Raw genomic sequence first — 15,869 nt, 5'->3', positions numbered from 1 at the left:
ATGCCGATGCTCTGGGATCAGTACGTCTTTCGGCGGGGCCCGGACGCGAATGAGTTATGGGATCGGCTCTTTGAAGGGCGGCCAACTCGACTCCTTTACATTGCGGGCGGAGGTTTCGATGTTCGTGCTCAGACCGTAATGCGGGAATGCATCAACAGCATTCGAGATGCGGGAGCAACAGTCGAGCACGCTAAGCTCGCCCTTATCGAATTCTCCAGCTACACGCTTGACCCGGAACTGGAAGAGTTAACGAAACAAAATATTGCTGCTCTTTCCGAGATGTTTTCCGAGATCGGCAGCGTGCAGCTGGTGCCGTTCGGGCAGTCGGAGGACGGCGAAGAAGTCAGCGCCAGTAGCTCGCTTCGCTCGGGAACTGACGCAGTTCTTCAATTGGTCGGCGACGAGACGGACATCATCCTGGACGCGAGTTCCCTTCCTCGTGTCGTCTACTTGGCGCTGATGACGAGTCTGCTCAACAGGCTGGTTCCCGACAAGAGCGCTAAACAGCCGCTCTTCGCCGGCGGAGTGAATTTTCAGGTGCTGGTGGCTGAGGATGCAGGCCTAGACGGCCAAATAATGGCCGAGGATCCCAGCAGCGAAATTGTGCTGGTCCCCGGTTTTTCGGGAGCGATGCAGGCGGAGAGTGTTCAAGATTGGCCGCTTGTCTGGTTTCCGATTCTTGGTGAGCATCGAGTGCAACAGCTTGAGCAAATCATGAAGTCGGACGCCATCCCCGAGGACGCCGAAATTTGTCCAGTCTTGCCTCACCCCTCAAAGGACCCGCGGCGGGCGGATCGCCTGCTGCTTGAGTACCGAGATCCTCTCTTCAGGTCACGCAGGACGCCATCAAGCAACATTCTTTACGTGCACGAGGCGCACCCATTCGAAGCCTATCGACAATTGTTGGGCGCCATGGCGCGGTTTCGCGACAGCATGGAAGTGCTCGGAGGGTGCCGACTCGTCGTGACTCCCTTTGGTAGCAAGCTGATCACACTAGGAGCTGGGCTCGCGTGTTTCGAGATGCGCCCCCAAGACTTGGGGGCTGACTACGGCGTGGCGATCCCGCATGCCGAACCAACACGTTACGTAGTTCAGCCTCAGGCGATAAGGAACTCGCGACCCGAGGTGTGCAGTTTGCTACTGACAGGGGAGGCGTACGGAGTCAAGGATGATAAGGCGTGAACGACCAACCAAGATTCGCGCCGATCTCCGAGTCAAGTGTGGCAATTCCCGAAGGCCTACGGGAAGGTATTCGCCTTAGGCTTAACGTCCTGCGGCACGCGACCTTCCAATACGAAACTGCCAGGTTCTTTGGTCGGCTCAGCTTGGTGGCTGGTCTGGTCGGAGCAGCCGTATGGACGGTGATATTGGCGAACGGAGCCAAGCCCATGGGATTCGCTAGCTTGGCGTTCGCTGTGATGACTGTTTGCAGCTTCGCCTCCGCGGTAAGAGGACTCAGCAAGGCGCGTCCGTGGCAGTCCGTGATCCGCAACGAGGTCTCCGAGCTAGCGGCGTTGAGCGTTACGTTGGATGACCGAATTACAGGGTGGGTCACATACCAGTCCGCTGACGGCCATAAGCTCACCTTTAATCCCGTTAGTGTCCGGACTGGACCCTAATTCAGATCGGGACATGTCGCACAAGGTTGGGGCGAGGAGACCGGCACGTGCGCTTCAATCAAATTCTATTCGTCGACTCCATACCGGGCGGAGAGTTAAACACGGCTCGCGAGCTATTCCAGGATGTAGGTCTGCGAGCACAAGTGTTCGCTCCTTCCCCGGAGGTCTTGTACCGGCGCGTCGAGAGCCGTGGGGAGTACCTAGCACTACTGGCTGAGCTTTGTGCGACATCATCCACCACAGGCAACATTCCAGTGCTGCATGTCGAATGCCACGGCAATGATGATGGGTTGGCCTTTGCCGACGGATCGTTTGCCTCATGGGCAGACCTAAAGGAGCCGTTGACATCCCTCAACGTCGTCACCGGAATGAACCTGCTCGTAATTGTCTCTGCGTGCGACGGCAGCGCGCTGACTCATGCGCTCAGTCCGGTTGATCGCGCACCGCTTCATGGCCTCATTGGGCCGACTCGGGCGGTAGCGCCAAATGAGTTGGCACGTGCGTACCTTGCGCTCTACGAAACCCTGCTGCGAACGCGATCCGCGCGACAGGCAGTGGATGCGATGCGCGCCGCCGCGCCGGATACGTTCGTCTATCGCGCGGCGGAATGGCTGTTCCAGCATGTGTGGGACCACTATCAGGCTACGCAGGAAACACCCGAGGCGCGCCTGGAGCGGGGAAGGAGAATGGCAGCCAACCCCCCTGTCGATTACGACGGACCACCTGTAGAACCGGAGCGATTCGCAGAGCTCTTGGCCGAGAAGAACCGGGAGTTCTTCGACAATTTTCGTCGCAAGTTCTTCCTTTGCGACCTTTTTCCTGAGCACGAGGGTCGCTTCACGGTGCGCTACGAAGCCCCTGAGTGACTTCTGTTGTGCGGTTCAAGCCGCTGTAGCCCGTCCAGCGGCTCAACTGAGAAGAAGGCGTTCCACCAACTCCATTCGCAGGCGGGCTCGGGAACCATATCTCGACGCAGAAGGGTCCTTCGCTTCAGCTTGATGTTCATCGGGATGCTGGCATCAGCTAGCCAGATGCGCTCGCATTCCTCAACGGCGTCTCGGCGTCGTAGTTTTGCCCACAGGCCCCGGTACGGTCGACCTCGAGCCTCCGGTCTGCACTATGATGGTGCAATGACAGCGCCCTCCCTGCCCCAGCTCGACCAGCTCGCCACGCCCGTCGCCTGGCTGGATGCGGCCGGCCGCGTCGAGGGCTGCAATCCGGCGTTCGCGAGCTGGCTCGGGGTCAGCGCGCGACGGTTGCAGGGTCTGGCGATCGACGAGCTCGATATCGAGAACGGGCGCCTGTCGGCCCTGCTCAGCCGCCTGCCGGTGCATGGCGATGCGCTGCGCGTGCATCGCGCGCGGCTGGCGTTTCCCGGCAGCAGCGAGCATTTCGCCGAGCTGTGGCTGGCCCTGCGCGAACACGGCGGCGTGCGCCTAGAGGCGCATCCGACCGATGAATTTCCCGGCGAAGATCCGGCGACGGCCCTGCCCGCCGCGCTATCGGCCGCGCTGAAGGGACTGGCGCACGAAATCCGCAATCCGCTCGCGGGCATGAAAGGCGCCGCGCAATTGCTCAGCCGCCGCGTCGACAGCGACGACGCGCGCGAACTGGTCGAGCTCATCGGCGCGGAAGTCGACCGGCTCGCGGCCCTGCTCGATCGCCTGATGAATCCGGCACCGCCACGCGAATTCGCGGTGACCAATATCCATGCCGTGCTCGAACGCGTGCGCCAGCTCGCCGATGCCGAAGCGGCGTGGTCGATCAAGCTGGTCCGCGACTACGATCCGAGCCTGCCGGAAATCGACGGCGATGCCGATCGCCTCACGCAGGCGCTGTGGAACCTCGTGCGCAACGCGCTCGAATCCGGCGCCGGCACCGTGTCGCTGCGCACGCGCGCCGAACACCATGTGCTGATCGGCGACACCCCGCATCGCCTCGCCGTGCGCGTGGAAATCGTCGACGACGGCCGCGGCGTACCCGATGACCTCGCCGAGCGCATTTTCCTGCCGCTGGTGTCCGGGCGCGCGGAAGGCACCGGCCTGGGCTTGCCGCTGGCGCAGATGGTTGCGCGCGAACACGGCGGCTCGCTGAGCTATCGCTCGCGCCCGGGCCACACCGTGTTCACCTTCCTGCTGCCGGTGCCGCTGGAAGAGGAGCTCGACAATGAGTGAGCGTAGCGTCGAGCGGACCGCGAAAACGGAGCGCGCGCGCGTCTGGGTCGTCGACGACGACCGTGCGGTGCGTTTCGTGCTCGCCGAAGCGCTGCGCGATGCCGGCTATCGCGTGCAGGCCTTCGACAGCGCGCGTGCGGCGCTCGATGCGCTCGACGGCGAAGCCTTGCCCGACCTCGTCTTCACCGACGTGCGCATGCCCGGTCTCGACGGTCTGGGCTTTCTGGATGCGCTCAAGGCGCGCGCCCCGGCGCTGCCGGTGATCGTGATGTCGGCCTATACCGACATCGCCAGCACCGCCGGCGCGTTCCGCGGCGGTGCGCACGAATTCCTGTCCAAGCCCTTCGATCTCGATGAGGCCGTGGCGCTGGCGACGCGCGCGCTGCCGCAGCCCGAGGAGGCGGCGCCGCTCGCGACGGCGATGCGCGCCAGTGCGGCCGCCGGTGAACTGCTCGGCGACACGCCGGCGATGCGCGAGTTGTTCCGGGCGATCGGCCGGCTCGCGCAGGCGCCGCTCGGCGTGCTGGTGACCGGCGAAACCGGCACCGGCAAGGAACTGGTCGCGCGCGCACTGCATCGGGAATCGCCGCGCGCCACGCGTCCGTTCGTCGCACTCAATACCGCAGCGATCCCCGCCGAACTGCTCGAAAGCGAATTGTTCGGCCACGAGGCGGGCGCGTTCACCGGTGCGCACAAACGCCATATCGGTCGCTTCGAACAGGCCGATGGCGGCACGCTGTTTCTCGACGAAATCGGCGACATGCCCGCGGCCCTGCAGACGCGTCTGCTGCGCGTGCTGGCCGAAGGCGAATTTTTCCGCGTCGGCGGCCGCGAGCTGATCCGCGTCGACGTGCGCGTGATCGCGGCGACGCATCAGCCGCTGGAAACCCTGGTCAGCGAAGGCCGCTTCCGCGCCGACCTGCTGCATCGGCTCGATGTCGTGCGCCTGCCCTTGCCGCCGTTGCGCGAACGCAAGGCCGACCTGCCTTTGCTCGCGCAGCGCTTTCTTGCGGTGGCGGCGAAAAAACTCGGCGCGCCGGCAAAACGTTTCCAGGCCGAGGCCTTGCGCCGGCTCGATCAGCACGACTGGCCGGGCAATGTCCGCGAACTGGAAAACCTGTGCTGGCGCCTGGCCGCGCTCGCGCCCGGCGAGACCATCAGCGCGCGCGATCTCAAGGCGGCCTGGCGCAGCGATGCCGTCGCGCCGGTGCGCATGGACGCCGGCGACTGGGCGCGTCCGCTGGCCGTCGCGGTCGGCGCCGCGCTCGCGCGCGGCGAGACCGACATTCATGCTGCGCTGCGCGAACGCTTCGACCAGATCCTGCTGCAGACTGCCCTGGACCACAGCGACGGCCACCGGCAACTGGCGGCCGAGCGGCTGGGCGTGGGGCGCAATACCTTGACGCGAAAACTGGGCTCGGGACGCGCGCGCCGGAAGGACTAGCGCGACGGCTTCACTCGTCGTCGACGCGTCCTGCTCAAGCCTTCGCTCTCGCACAGACCGTCGCTGCCGCACGACCTGCTCTCCGGGAATCCCATGACCGATCTGCACATCCGACCCGCCCGCGAAGACGACATCGGCCTGATGGCGCGCTGGGCCGAAGCCATGGCCTGGGAAACCGAGCACAAGCGCCTGGACTTGGATCTGGTCACACGCGGTATCCGCGCCGCCTACGCCGATCCGCAGCGCGCGCAGTACTACATCGCCGATCGCGCCGGCGAACCGGTGGGCACCCTGATGATCACGCGCGAATGGAGCGACTGGCGCAATGCCTGGTGGTGGTGGATCCAGAGCGTGTACGTGCCGATCGAACAGCGTCGCGGCGGGGTGTTCCGCGCGCTGTATGCGCATGTCCTCGCCTTGGCGAGCGAAGCGCCCGAGGTCTGCGGGCTGCGGCTCTATGTGGAGCGCGAAAACGTCGGCGCGCAGCGCACCTACGAGTTCCTTGGCATGGCCGACGCCGGCTACCGCATGTACGAAAAACCGCTGATCTAGACCGGCGGACCTCAGGCGCGCAGCAGGGCGCGCGCGTCCTGTCCGGCGGAACAATAGTCGAATGTCACCGGAATGCCGTGGGCCTCGAGCAGGGCGGCGATCTGCCGCTGACGCGCCTGGAAGCGATCGAACGCGCGCGACAGGCGCGCCGCATCCAGATCGCCCGCGGGCGCGAATCCGCCCTGGCCCCAGGCGGCATCGTCGAACAGGGCCAGATGCGCTTCGCCGCCAACCAGGCGCGCGAGTGGTTCCGGCGGTGCGTCCAGCCACTGTTCCTGGTCCGGCGCGAGCAGGGCCGTTTCGATGAGCGGCCACACCGGCGCGAGACCGACATGTTCGTACTGCATCGCGATCATCGCGGCGAGGTCGTGCACGGTCAGGTAGCGCGCATGTTCGATCGTCGCCGCGAAACCGTCCTGCGCGAGCAGGGCGGTATCGGCCGCCGCCATGCCGCGATCGAGCAGCGAGGCTTCCAGCGCCTCGCCGACGACCGCGATCGTGGCCGGATCGCCGCGCAGGACGAAGGGCAGCAGGCGCAGCGGGCCCTCGGCGAAGTCCGGATGCGGGCGCAGCGTGACCGGCAATTCGCCGGCATGCGCCGCGAACGCGATCACGCGCGGTCCGGCGCCCGGGGCCTGGGCGATCAGGCGTTCGAGTTCGCCGTGCAGCGGCCAGCGCGGGCGCAGCAGTTCGACCGGATCGAACAGGCCCGCGAGCAGGGCGAAATCAAGTCCGGCGGCGGCCGGCACCAGTTTGGCGAGATCGCGGGCGACGCAGGCGGCCAGCGCGCCGGCGGTGTCCGGATCCAGGGCCTGCCGGCCCGCCCGGTGCCCGGGCGAGAGCTCCAGCGCCACGGCGCCCAGGCAGGACAAGACATCACTCATCGCATCTCCATACGCCAGAGTTTGGAATCCCGGGCCGGGGCCATTAAGCTATGGCCGATCCGTCATTATGCCTGCGCCCTCGCGCTGGCCCCGCCCAAGGACTTTCCATGAGCACTGCCCGTCGTGTCGCCATCCTTGGCGGCGTCCGCATTCCCTTCGTCAAGAACAACACCGCGTACTTCGACGTCGGCAATCTCGGCCTGTCCACGGTCGCGCTCGGCGCGCTCGTCGAGAAGTTCGGCCTGCAGGGCGAGACGCTGGGCGAGGTCGCGATGGGCGCCGTGCTCAAGCATTCGTCCGACTTCAATCTCGCGCGCGAAGCGACGTTGTCTTCGGGCCTGTCGCCGCAGACCCCGGGCATCACGATCCAGCGTGCCTGCGGCACCAGCCTGGACACCGTGATCACGATCGCCAACAAGATCGCGCTCGGCCAGATCGATGCGGGTATCGGCGGCGGCTCGGACACGACCTCGGACGTGCCGATCGCGGTCAACAAGAAACTGCGCCGGCGCATCCTCAACGCGAACATGGCCAAGTCTTTCGGCGCGCGCCTGGGCGCGTTTCTCAAGGGCTTCTCGTTCTCGGAACTGAAACCGGAATTCCCCGGCGTCGGCGAGCCGCGCACCGGCAAGGCGATGGGCGACCACTGCGAAATGATGGTCAAGCAATGGCAGATTCCGCGCGAAGCGCAGGACCAGCTGGCCTATGAGTCGCACAAGAAAGCCGCTGCCGCTTACGAGCGCGGGTTCTACGACGACCTCGTGGTGCCGTTCCGTGGTCTGAAGCGCGACAACATCCTGCGTCCGGACACGACGGTGGAAAAACTCGCCACGCTCAAGCCGGCCTTCGACAAGACCTCGGGCCTGGGCACGCTCACGGCCGGCAATTCCACGCCGCTCACCGACGGCGCTTCGGCCGTGCTGCTCGCGTCGGAAGACTGGGCGAAGGCGCATGACAAGGAAGTGCTCGCGTACTTCGTCGACGCGCAGGTCGCGGCGGTGGATTTTGTCGGCGGCGAAGGCCTGCTGATGGCGCCGGCCTGGGCCGTGCCGCAGATGCTCAAGCGCCATGGCCTGAGCTTGCAGGATTTCGATTTCTACGAGATCCACGAAGCCTTCGCCGGTCAGGTGCTGTGCACGCTGAAAGCCTGGGAGTCGGAGGAGTTCGGACGCACGCAGCTGGGTCTGGACGGTGCCTTCGGCACGATTGATCGCAGCAAGCTCAATGTCGTGGGCTCGTCGCTGGCCTTGGGACATCCGTTCGCGGCCACGGGCGCGCGCATCGTCGCGACGGCGGCCAAGCTGCTCAAGGAAAAAGGCAAAGGCCGCGCGTTGATTTCGGTCTGCACCGCCGGCGGCATGGGCGTCACGGCGATCATCGAACGCTGATTTTTTTGCGTGTAGGAGCCAGCTTGCTGGCGCTCGGTGTCAATCGCCAGCAAGCTGGCTCCTGCGTCAGCGACGCACCTGCGGAACGCCGAATTCGTTGCGCACCTCGCCGACGGCTTCGGCGGCGATCTGCTCGCGCAGGCTGCGGCCGCCGAGTTCGACGGCGCTTTCGCCACGCGCCAGCCGCAAGGCATTCGCGTAACTGGCCTGCGCGGCTTCCGGCTGGTTCTGCGCGGTGTGCACGCGGCCGAGTTCTTCCCAGGCTTCGCTGCCCGCGCCCTGCGCGATCGCGCGGTGCAGGAAATCATCGGCCTTGCCCCAGGCCTGCTGTTGCCGGAACAGGCTGCCCATCGCCAGCGACAAGGCCGCATCGGTCGGACGCTCGAGCAACCAGCGTTCGCACCGGGCCAGTCGCTGATCCTCGCGTGCGGCCGGCAGCCGCGCGAAACGCTGCACCAGCGTCGGCCGCCATTCGTGATCGAGCGCCTCGGCGATGGCGTCGGCCGCCTGCCCTTCAAGGCCCAGCTCGCCGGCGCGTTGCGCATAGGCGTCGACGACCTCGGTCATTTCCTGCACGCGTGCGGGCAAGGCCAACCAACGGCGCTGCAGATCGTCGGCATTCGTGCTCTGACGCAGGGCGGCCGACTGCCAGCGCCGTTCGAGCGCGCCGAGGGCGTCAGCGGAAAGATTCTGGCCGGCGCGCACGGCGTCGATCAGGGCCACGGCCTCGGACGCGCGCTGGCTCGCGCACAGCGCTTCGCCGCGCAGCAGTTCGCCGCGAGGCGGCAGTGTCTTGGTGTCGACATAGGGCTGCAGCACGTCGAGCGCGTCGCTCATCAGGCCTTTGGCCACGAGCGCGTCGGCGGTGTTGAGAGCGGCCGCCGCCGGATCGGACTTCGCCAGTTCCATCTGGAAATTCGCGGCCGCGAGCAGGTCGCCGCGGCGCGTGGCCGCTTCGCGGGCTCCCAGGCGCGCGACGCTGCGCGCATCGGCGTCTTCGGCGGCCTTGCCGAGCAGGCTTTCGGCGCGCGCGTGCCGGCCTTCGTGCAAGGCGGCGAGGCCATTGATCAGGCGATTGCGCGCCTGTCGCTTGGCGTGTTCGCGCCAGGCCCAGAACGGCAGGCGCAGCAAAGTCCACACTGCCCACAGCGCGAAATTCACCAGGCCCAGCGCGACGATCGCGAACGCGACCGTGCTGCGCGCGGTATAGCCATGCCAGCGCATCACGACTTCGCCCAGATCCTGTGCGAGCAGATCCCAGGCCAGCGCACCGAGCGCGGCCAGCGCCAGCCACCACAACAAGGTGCGGTAGAAATTCATGGTGCGCTTTGCCGGCTGCGCTGCAGGGCGCGTAATTGTTCGAGCGTGGTGCCGGCGACCGGTAGCTGCGTGGCCAGCGGCAACGCGGCAAGCTTCTTCAGGCGTTCGCGACGCTCGCGCAGCAGCGGACCATCCGCGTACAGGCGCCGCAACCAGCTGTCCATGCGCTTGAGCGAAAGCCGGAACGCGGCCTGATCGCGACGATCGAGTGCGGTGCGCGCGAGGGCGATCTCCAGCGACAGCGCGGCTTCGCCGGCGCTGCGATCGGCCGGCGACAGCAGATCCTGTTCGCCGCTCGGACGGATCTGCACCAACGCATCGAGCAGTCGCGCCAGGCCCGAGCCCTGCGCCGCCTGGGCCTGCGATCCGGCCTGGCGTGCGGCCGGGCCGGCGGCGGAAATCTGCGGCAGGACCGCTTCCAGCGCGTCGAGTTCGCCGGCGGCGATCGCTTGCGGATTCTTCGGCATCGCGCGCAATGCGCTCAGTTCCTGCGCCAGCGTCTGTCGCAGGTTCAACAAGGCCGGGTCGCGCAGCGCCGCGAGCACGCCGTCGGCGAGTTCGGTCGCGCGGATCGCACCGGGCAGGTCGTTGGCGAGCACGAGGCGTTCCTGCGCCATCGTCAGCAACAGTTCGGCTTCGTCCATGCGCAGCGCGGCGACGCCTTCGCTGCGCGTGTTCGACAATTCGCGTACCGAGTCCTCGATGAGGGCGGCGCGCTGGCTGACGCCGAGCACTTCGTCGCGCAGCAGGCCGGTGCGCGCGCTGGTGTCGGTCAAGCGCTGCGTGATCGATTCGTTCGCGCGGCGCATCGAGGTTACTGCGGCCTCGGCCTGTAGCAGGCGCGCATCGAGTGCTTCAGGACTCAGATCGACCGCCGCATCACCGGGGGTCGCTGCCGGACCGCGCTGCGACCACGCGCGCCAGCCCAGGCCCAGGGCGACGACGAGCGCGATCGCGATCAACAACCAGATCGTGCCGCGCATGCGGCGCGGGGCGGAAACAGCGGAATCTTCGGACAAGGGATCGCTCACGGGGGGAGAGGGCGAAGGGTCGGGCGTCATGGAATGCTACCGGAAGCGGCCTGACCGGACATACGCGCTCAGCGCCGTCAGCAGGTCGTCGGGGCGTGCGCTCGCCGCGAGGATCGGCGCCGACCAGCCTTTGGCGCGGGCCAGGTCGGCGAGTCGTTCGCTGGCGACCACGCAGGGCCGCGCGGTCAGTTCGAGTTGCTCGCCGATCGTCAGCGCCGACCACAACACCTCCAGCGCTTCGCCACTACTGAGTAGCAGAGCACTGGTCGCTGGCAGCCGCTGCAGTCCGGTCCGGCGTGCGCGGTTCGGCGGTGTTGGCTCACGCCGGTAGACGTCGGCGCGCACGACGTCGGCGCCGCGCGCCTGCAAGGTCTGCGCGATCAGGTCGCGTCCGCCCGGTGCCGTGATCACGCCGATGCGCGTGCCGCGCACCGCCTGCAGCAGCGGATGCGCCAACAAGGCCTCGGAATGCGCGCCCTGCGCGGGCGCCAGTGCGTCGGCGATGCCGGCGCGACGCAGGGCCGCGGCCGTGCCTTCGCCGATCGCCAGCCAAGTCTGGCCACGCCGGCTCCGCAGGGAGACTTTCGCGACTGTGAAGGCAACTGCCGCCGGGCTCGTGAAGATCACGATATCGGCACGGCGCGCCGCCGTGAGCGCGGTGCGCGCATCCGTAGGCTGGAGTATGGACGTAGATATCGCGAATACTCGCGCGCCGAGCCGCTTCGCCGCGCGCCGCACCGCCGCATGCCGATCTTTCGGACGCAGGGAAATGACGTGCCACTGCTTCAGGGACGTTTCGGATCGCGCGCGCGGCATGTCGCGAGCTTGGCACAAGCCCACCCACAAGGCCATGTGATGACCCTGCCCGAACTCGCCGCGCTCGATGCGCATTTCCAGGCGATGCCGCCGGCCGCTGCGATGCGGATCCGCGGTGAACACTTCGACGGTGACACCCTGCGCCTGCACGCGCCCCTGTCGGCGAATCTCAACGACAAGGGCTGCGCGTTCGGCGGCAGCCTGGCCAGCGTGATGACGCTCGCGGGCTGGGGCCTGGTGACGCTCAAGCTCAAGCGCGCCGGCATCGATGCCGAGGTCTACGTCGCCGACAGCCAGTTGCGTTATCTCGCGCCCTTGTACGACGACCTGCACGCCGAAGCCACGCTCAGCGACGCCGGCGACTGGCAGGCGGCCGTGCACTGTTTCCGCAGCCGCGGTCGCGCGCGTCTGACCCTCGGCGCCCTGGTGCGCGCGGCCGATGGTCAGCTCGTCGCCAGCCTGCAGGCGCGCTTCGCGGTCATGACCGCGACAAGCGCCGATCCGCGGGTATGATGCCGGCATGAAGACACTGACCGCCCTGCTTCTGTCTGCCTGCCTCGCCGTTTCTCTGACCGGCTGCGCCGGCGGTCCGGCGAAACCGCGCAGTGCCGATTACGCCTTGTTCGACTACAACGGCGCGATCCGCTGGAGTGAATTCGAACAGGCTTACGCTTTCGTCGATCCGGCGATCCGCGCCGAACATCCGATGACCGATCTGGAACGCGAGCGTTTCAAGCAGGTCCAGATCACCGGCTACGAGGTGAAGCTGCACGACGATTCCACGCCCGGCGTCATCGAGCAGACCGTCGAGATCCGCCTGATCGGCAAGCTCACCCAGGCCGAACGCGTGATCGTGGACCACCAGCGCTGGCGCTGGGATGCCACCGCCAAGCGCTGGTGGCTGATCAGCGGCCTGCCGGACGTCTCGGGCAACTGAGCCGCGCTTGGCGGGGACGGTGCCGGCACCGATAATGCCCGCCCGCACCACCCTTCGAGTCAACCCCCATGTCCCTGGCTTCCCTGCTCGCCTTCGCTGGCGAACATTCCTTCCTGTCGCTGGCCTTCGTCGGCCTGACGCTGGCGATTCTCTACACCGAGATCGCGCGCCTGTTCCAGGGCTACAAGTCGGTCAATCCGGCCGAGCTTACCGCCCTGATCAACCGTGACAACGCGCTGCTGGTGGATGTCAGCGCCCTGGCCGATTTCGAGAAAGGCCACATCGCCAACGCCAAGAACGTCGCGATGAGCCAGTTCGATCCCGAGAGCAAGCTGCTCGCCAACGTGAAGGACCTTCCGGTCGCGGTCACCTGCCGCACCGGCATGACCTCGGCCGATGCCGCCAAGCGCCTGGTCAAGGCCGGCTTCCAGAAGGTGTACTGGCTCGACGGCGGCGTCGCCGCCTGGCAACAGGCCGACCTGCCGCTGGTCAAGGGCAAGGCCTGAAATCCCCGGCCGGCTTGATTTGGTCGGCCCCGGGGCCCATGCAATAATCGGTGGTTTCCCCTATCCGCATTACGGAGTTCCTCATGACCGACCAGACCTCGCCCGTTGCCGGCGCCGATTCCGCTGCGCCGCAGGCCCAGTTCACCGTCGAGAAGATCTACCTCAAGGACGTGTCCTTCGAGGCCCCGAATGCTCCGCTGATCTTCAATGAGCAGGGCCAGCCCCAGCTCAACATGAACCTCAACCAGAAAGTCGGTCGCCTCAGCGACGACATGTTCGAGGTCGTGCTCGGCGTCACCCTGACCTGCACCCTGGGCGAGAAGACCGTGTACCTGGCCGAAGTCCAGCAGGCCGGCATCTTCGGTCTGGCCGGTTTCGACGAGCGCACGCTCGACATGATGCTCGGTACCTATTGCCCGAACGTGCTGTTCCCGTACGTGCGCCAGTCGGTGAGCGAGCTCATCGTCAACGGTGGCTTCCCGCCGTTCTACCTGCAGCCGATCAACTTCGAGGGCCTGTACGCCGAAGGCCTGCGTCGTCGTTCCGAGCAGGGCCAGGGCGGTTCCGTCGCTCTGGCTGAGGGTGGCAACGCCTGATCGGCTGCGCGGCGCCATGAGCACCGCCAAGCCCGCCATTGCCGTCTTGGGCGCCGGTTCCTGGGGAACGGCGCTCGCGACCTTGCTCGCGCGGCATGAGTACCCGACGGTGATCTGGGGCCGCAATGCCGAACAGGTCGCTGCGATCGATCAGCGTCACGAGAACCCGCGCTATCTGCCGGGCGTGCCGCTGACCGAATCCCTGCGTGCGACCACGGATCTTGCGGCGGCGGTTGCTTCCGCGGACCTGTTGCTCGTGGTCACGCCCAGCCACGCTTTCACCGAAACCCTACACGCGCTCGCGCCGCACCGGCGTGCGCACGCGGGTGTCGCGTGGGCGACCAAGGGCTTCGAGCCCGGGTCGGGACGCTTCCTGCACGAAGTCGCCGAAGAAATCCTCGGTCCCGGCGTGCCCCTGGCCGTGGTCACCGGTCCGTCCTTCGCCAAGGAAGTCGCCCAAGGGCTGCCGACCGCCGTCACCGTACATTCGGACGACGAGCAGTTCGCGCAGACGGTCGCCAACGCCCTTCATGGCCCGGCGTTCCGCGCCTACACGGGCAACGACATGATGGGCGCCGAGCTCGGCGGCGCGATGAAGAACGTGCTCGCCGTCGCCACCGGCATTTCCGATGGCATGGCCCTGGGTCTGAATGCCCGCGCCGGCCTGATCACGCGCGGACTCAACGAGATGCTGCGCCTGAATGTCGCGCTCGGCGGCCGCGCGGAAACGCTGATGGGCCTCGCCGGCTTGGGCGATCTGGTGCTGACCTGCACGGGCGATCTGTCGCGCAATCGTCGCCTGGGTCTGGCGCTGGGACGCGGTCAGTCCTTGGGCGAAGCCGTGGCCGAGATTGGCCAGGTCGTCGAGTCGGTGCAGACCGGCGACGAAGTCATGCGCCTGGGCGACCGTCACGGCCTGGAGCTGCCGATCAGTGCCCTGGTACGTGCGGTGCTGCACGAGAAGATCACCCCGCGCGAGGGCCTGCAGCGCCTGCTCGCGCGCGAGCAGAAGCCCGAGTATCCCGACGGCCTGTTCGAATAGGCGCGTGGAAAGCCCCAAAGAAAAGCCCGGCCGAAGCCGGGCTTTTTTGTTGCGGCAACCGATCCGGAGATCAGAAGCTGGCGCGGACGCCGATCGTGTAGAGCTTGGCGTCGCTGCCGACTTCGGCTTCGGCGGTCAGGCCCCAGACTTCGTTGAACTTGAACTGGCCACCGACGGTGCCGCTGAAATCGCCGTCGAAATCGCCGCCGTCGTTGTAGTTGGCCTTGATGTAGCCTTCGAAGTTGTCGGCCAGCAGGCCGCGCACGCCGCCGCTGATGCGGTAGCCGTTGGCATCGACGCTGCCGAAGTTGTCGACGTCGAGGCTGCTGTCGATGTAGCTCAGTTCGCCGATGAAGTCAGCCTTGTCGCTGATCGCATGACGGTAGCCGACGCCGGCCTGGAACTGGTCCAGATCGAAGTCGACGCCGAGCAGCGAGTCGCTGCCCTTGTGGTACGAACCGAACAGGTACACCGGCTCGGCAACCTGCACGGAGCCCTTGATGCCCAGACCGTCGAAATCGACGTCGGTGTTGTCGATCGTGGCGCGACCGTAGTCGAGCTCGACGAAGTTGTACTTGAGTTCACCGGCCTGAGCAGACAGGGGGAGGGCAGCGGCCAGGGCCAGGGCGAAAATGGAACGCTTCATGGTTTTGACTTCCTATTGTTGAAAAAACGTCGGCGTGGGGCTGACGTGGGTGGCGATTATTGCCACTGAGGCATAACGTAAACTTAACGACTGTCACAAAGCGACTGCCTTAAGTCACCGTGACGTGGGGCCCATCAGCGGAATTGCAACTGCCGCCAGGCCTCGAAGACCGCCACCGCGACGGTGTTCGACAGGTTCAGGCTGCGCTGGCCCGGGCGCATCGGCAGGGTCAGGCGATGGTCCTCGGGCAGGCGCGCGAGCACCGTCTCGGGCAGGCCGCGCGACTCGGGCCCGAACAGGAAGGCGTCGCCGGCCTGGTAGGCGACCTGGTCGTAGCGTTGCCGGCCCCGTGTGGAGAATGCGAACAGGCGCGCGGGCTGAAGCGTCTCCAGGCAGGCATCGAGCGACGAATATCGGCGAATGTCGGCGAACTCGTGGTAATCCAGACCGGCCCGGCGCAGCTTGGCGTCGTCCAGCGAAAACCCGAGGGGCTCGATCAGGTGCAGCTGGGCGCCGGTGTTGGCGCACAGACGGATGATGTTGCCGGTGTTCGGCGGGATTTCGGGTTCGAACAGCAGGACATGCAGCATCGGACCATTATGCCCGGCAGTCGCGGCCCCAGCGCTCGGTGAGCCTGCCCAGGTCGGCCGGCGCCGAGGCCAGTCGCAGCGCAGGAACATGGCGACGGCCGATTTCGCAGACCACCGGCGGTGCCGGGGCGGCGAGGTTGGTCACGACCAGGACCGGCGGCGACGGCGGCACGGCGGCGCAGTCGGTCGGATCGGAAAGGACGCCCAGGGTGCCGAACGCGATCAGCAGGGGCAGGGCGAGGAGGCCGCGGGACAATTGCAGGGACAGCGACATGGTCGTTCTCCGGCGAGTAAGGGGTAATCCCGTTACTGCAGAAACCGTGC

The 15,869-nt window shown here is 66.6% G+C and carries 18 protein-coding genes; 11 read left to right on the top strand and 7 right to left on the bottom strand.

Features of this window, described 5'->3' with window-relative positions:
* The 5 genes from G467_RS0109570 to G467_RS0109545 all read left to right on the top strand — a co-directional run bounded on the left by G467_RS0109570 (window position 1) and on the right by G467_RS0109545 (window position 5,789).
* Window positions 1–1,182, top strand: a complete 1,182-nt coding sequence (locus G467_RS0109570; RefSeq protein ID WP_022969516.1) for a hypothetical protein — start codon at window positions 1–3, stop codon at window positions 1,180–1,182.
* Between the two features lie 484 nt (window positions 1,183–1,666).
* Entirely contained in the window at window positions 1,667–2,485 is an 819-nt protein-coding gene (locus G467_RS0109560; protein WP_026802537.1) for a hypothetical protein, read from the top strand.
* A gap of 264 nt (window positions 2,486–2,749) precedes the next feature.
* Window positions 2,750–3,793, top strand: a complete 1,044-nt coding sequence (locus G467_RS0109555) for a two-component system sensor histidine kinase NtrB (protein WP_022969513.1) — start codon at window positions 2,750–2,752, stop codon at window positions 3,791–3,793.
* Window positions 3,786–5,237, top strand: coding sequence for a nitrogen regulation protein NR(I) (gene ntrC / locus G467_RS0109550; protein WP_026802536.1), 1,452 nt, complete (start codon window positions 3,786–3,788; stop codon window positions 5,235–5,237). The genes G467_RS0109555 and ntrC overlap by 8 nt, the downstream gene beginning before the upstream one ends.
* 93 nt (window positions 5,238–5,330) lie before the next feature.
* On the top strand, window positions 5,331–5,789 hold the full coding sequence (locus G467_RS0109545) for a GNAT family N-acetyltransferase (RefSeq protein WP_026802535.1): 459 nt from the start codon (window positions 5,331–5,333) through the stop codon (window positions 5,787–5,789).
* An 11-nt stretch (window positions 5,790–5,800) separates the two neighbouring features.
* On the opposite strand, the gene G467_RS0109540 is transcribed toward G467_RS0109545, so the two are convergent.
* Entirely contained in the window at window positions 5,801–6,673 is an 873-nt protein-coding gene (locus tag G467_RS0109540) for a hypothetical protein (RefSeq protein ID WP_022969512.1), read from the bottom strand.
* Window positions 6,674–6,780: 107 nt separating this feature from the next.
* On the opposite strand from G467_RS0109540, the gene G467_RS0109535 reads away from it, so the two are divergent.
* A complete protein-coding gene (locus tag G467_RS0109535) occupies window positions 6,781–8,061 on the top strand; it encodes an acetyl-CoA C-acetyltransferase (protein WP_022969511.1) in 1,281 nt (426 codons plus the stop codon).
* 66 nt (window positions 8,062–8,127) lie between these two features.
* Here the strand turns inward: G467_RS0109535 and G467_RS0109530 are convergent, their stop codons facing one another.
* The 3 genes from G467_RS0109530 to G467_RS16225 are packed head-to-tail and all read right to left on the bottom strand — an operon-like array spanning window position 8,128 to window position 11,228.
* The gene (locus G467_RS0109530) at window positions 8,128–9,381 is read right to left on the bottom strand and encodes a heme biosynthesis HemY N-terminal domain-containing protein (RefSeq protein WP_022969510.1); all 1,254 of its coding nucleotides are present in this window, start codon (window positions 9,379–9,381) and stop codon (window positions 8,128–8,130) included.
* Complete coding sequence (locus tag G467_RS0109525; RefSeq protein WP_162140751.1) at window positions 9,378–10,400, bottom strand: uroporphyrinogen-III C-methyltransferase; 1,023 nt, start codon at window positions 10,398–10,400, stop codon at window positions 9,378–9,380. Before G467_RS0109525 ends, G467_RS0109530 begins: the two co-directional genes overlap by 4 nt.
* Window positions 10,401–10,448: 48 nt before the next feature.
* Window positions 10,449–11,228, bottom strand: coding sequence for a uroporphyrinogen-III synthase (locus G467_RS16225; RefSeq protein WP_022969508.1), 780 nt, complete (start codon window positions 11,226–11,228; stop codon window positions 10,449–10,451).
* 39 nt (window positions 11,229–11,267) lie between these two features.
* On the opposite strand from G467_RS16225, the gene G467_RS16220 reads away from it, so the two are divergent.
* The 5 genes from G467_RS16220 (at window position 11,268) to G467_RS0109495 (ending at window position 14,309) form a co-directional block, all read left to right on the top strand.
* The gene (locus G467_RS16220) at window positions 11,268–11,741 is read left to right on the top strand and encodes a YiiD C-terminal domain-containing protein (RefSeq protein ID WP_022969507.1); all 474 of its coding nucleotides are present in this window, start codon (window positions 11,268–11,270) and stop codon (window positions 11,739–11,741) included.
* A 7-nt stretch (window positions 11,742–11,748) separates the two neighbouring features.
* Window positions 11,749–12,165, top strand: a complete 417-nt coding sequence (locus tag G467_RS0109510) for a hypothetical protein (RefSeq protein WP_022969506.1) — start codon at window positions 11,749–11,751, stop codon at window positions 12,163–12,165.
* Window positions 12,166–12,233: 68 nt separating this feature from the next.
* Window positions 12,234–12,671, top strand: coding sequence for a rhodanese-like domain-containing protein (locus G467_RS0109505; RefSeq protein WP_022969505.1), 438 nt, complete (start codon window positions 12,234–12,236; stop codon window positions 12,669–12,671).
* Window positions 12,672–12,754: 83 nt separating this feature from the next.
* Complete coding sequence (gene secB / locus G467_RS0109500; RefSeq protein ID WP_022969504.1) at window positions 12,755–13,267, top strand: protein-export chaperone SecB; 513 nt, start codon at window positions 12,755–12,757, stop codon at window positions 13,265–13,267.
* Window positions 13,268–13,283: 16 nt separating this feature from the next.
* Window positions 13,284–14,309: an NAD(P)H-dependent glycerol-3-phosphate dehydrogenase gene (locus G467_RS0109495; RefSeq protein ID WP_022969503.1), complete on the top strand. Its 1,026-nt coding sequence runs from the start codon at window positions 13,284–13,286 to the stop codon at window positions 14,307–14,309.
* Window positions 14,310–14,379: 70 nt separating this feature from the next.
* On the opposite strand, the gene G467_RS17520 is transcribed toward G467_RS0109495, so the two are convergent.
* From G467_RS17520 to G467_RS0109480, 3 genes are all read right to left on the bottom strand, one after another.
* Window positions 14,380–14,955 (bottom strand): outer membrane beta-barrel protein, encoded by a 576-nt coding sequence (locus G467_RS17520; protein WP_022969502.1) that lies wholly within the window; start codon window positions 14,953–14,955, stop codon window positions 14,380–14,382.
* A gap of 134 nt (window positions 14,956–15,089) precedes the next feature.
* Window positions 15,090–15,545, bottom strand: coding sequence for a tRNA (cytidine(34)-2'-O)-methyltransferase (locus G467_RS0109485; RefSeq protein ID WP_022969501.1), 456 nt, complete (start codon window positions 15,543–15,545; stop codon window positions 15,090–15,092).
* A gap of 7 nt (window positions 15,546–15,552) precedes the next feature.
* The gene (locus tag G467_RS0109480; protein WP_022969500.1) at window positions 15,553–15,819 is read right to left on the bottom strand and encodes a hypothetical protein; all 267 of its coding nucleotides are present in this window, start codon (window positions 15,817–15,819) and stop codon (window positions 15,553–15,555) included.
* Between the last annotated feature and the right edge of the window lie 50 nt (window positions 15,820–15,869).

The sequence above is a fragment of the Arenimonas oryziterrae DSM 21050 = YC6267 genome, assembly GCF_000420545.1.
GTDB classification, from domain to species: domain Bacteria; phylum Pseudomonadota; class Gammaproteobacteria; order Xanthomonadales; family Xanthomonadaceae; genus Arenimonas; species Arenimonas oryziterrae.
Note: the sequence above shows the minus strand (reverse complement) of the source record. Positions and strands in the feature narration are given on the sequence as shown.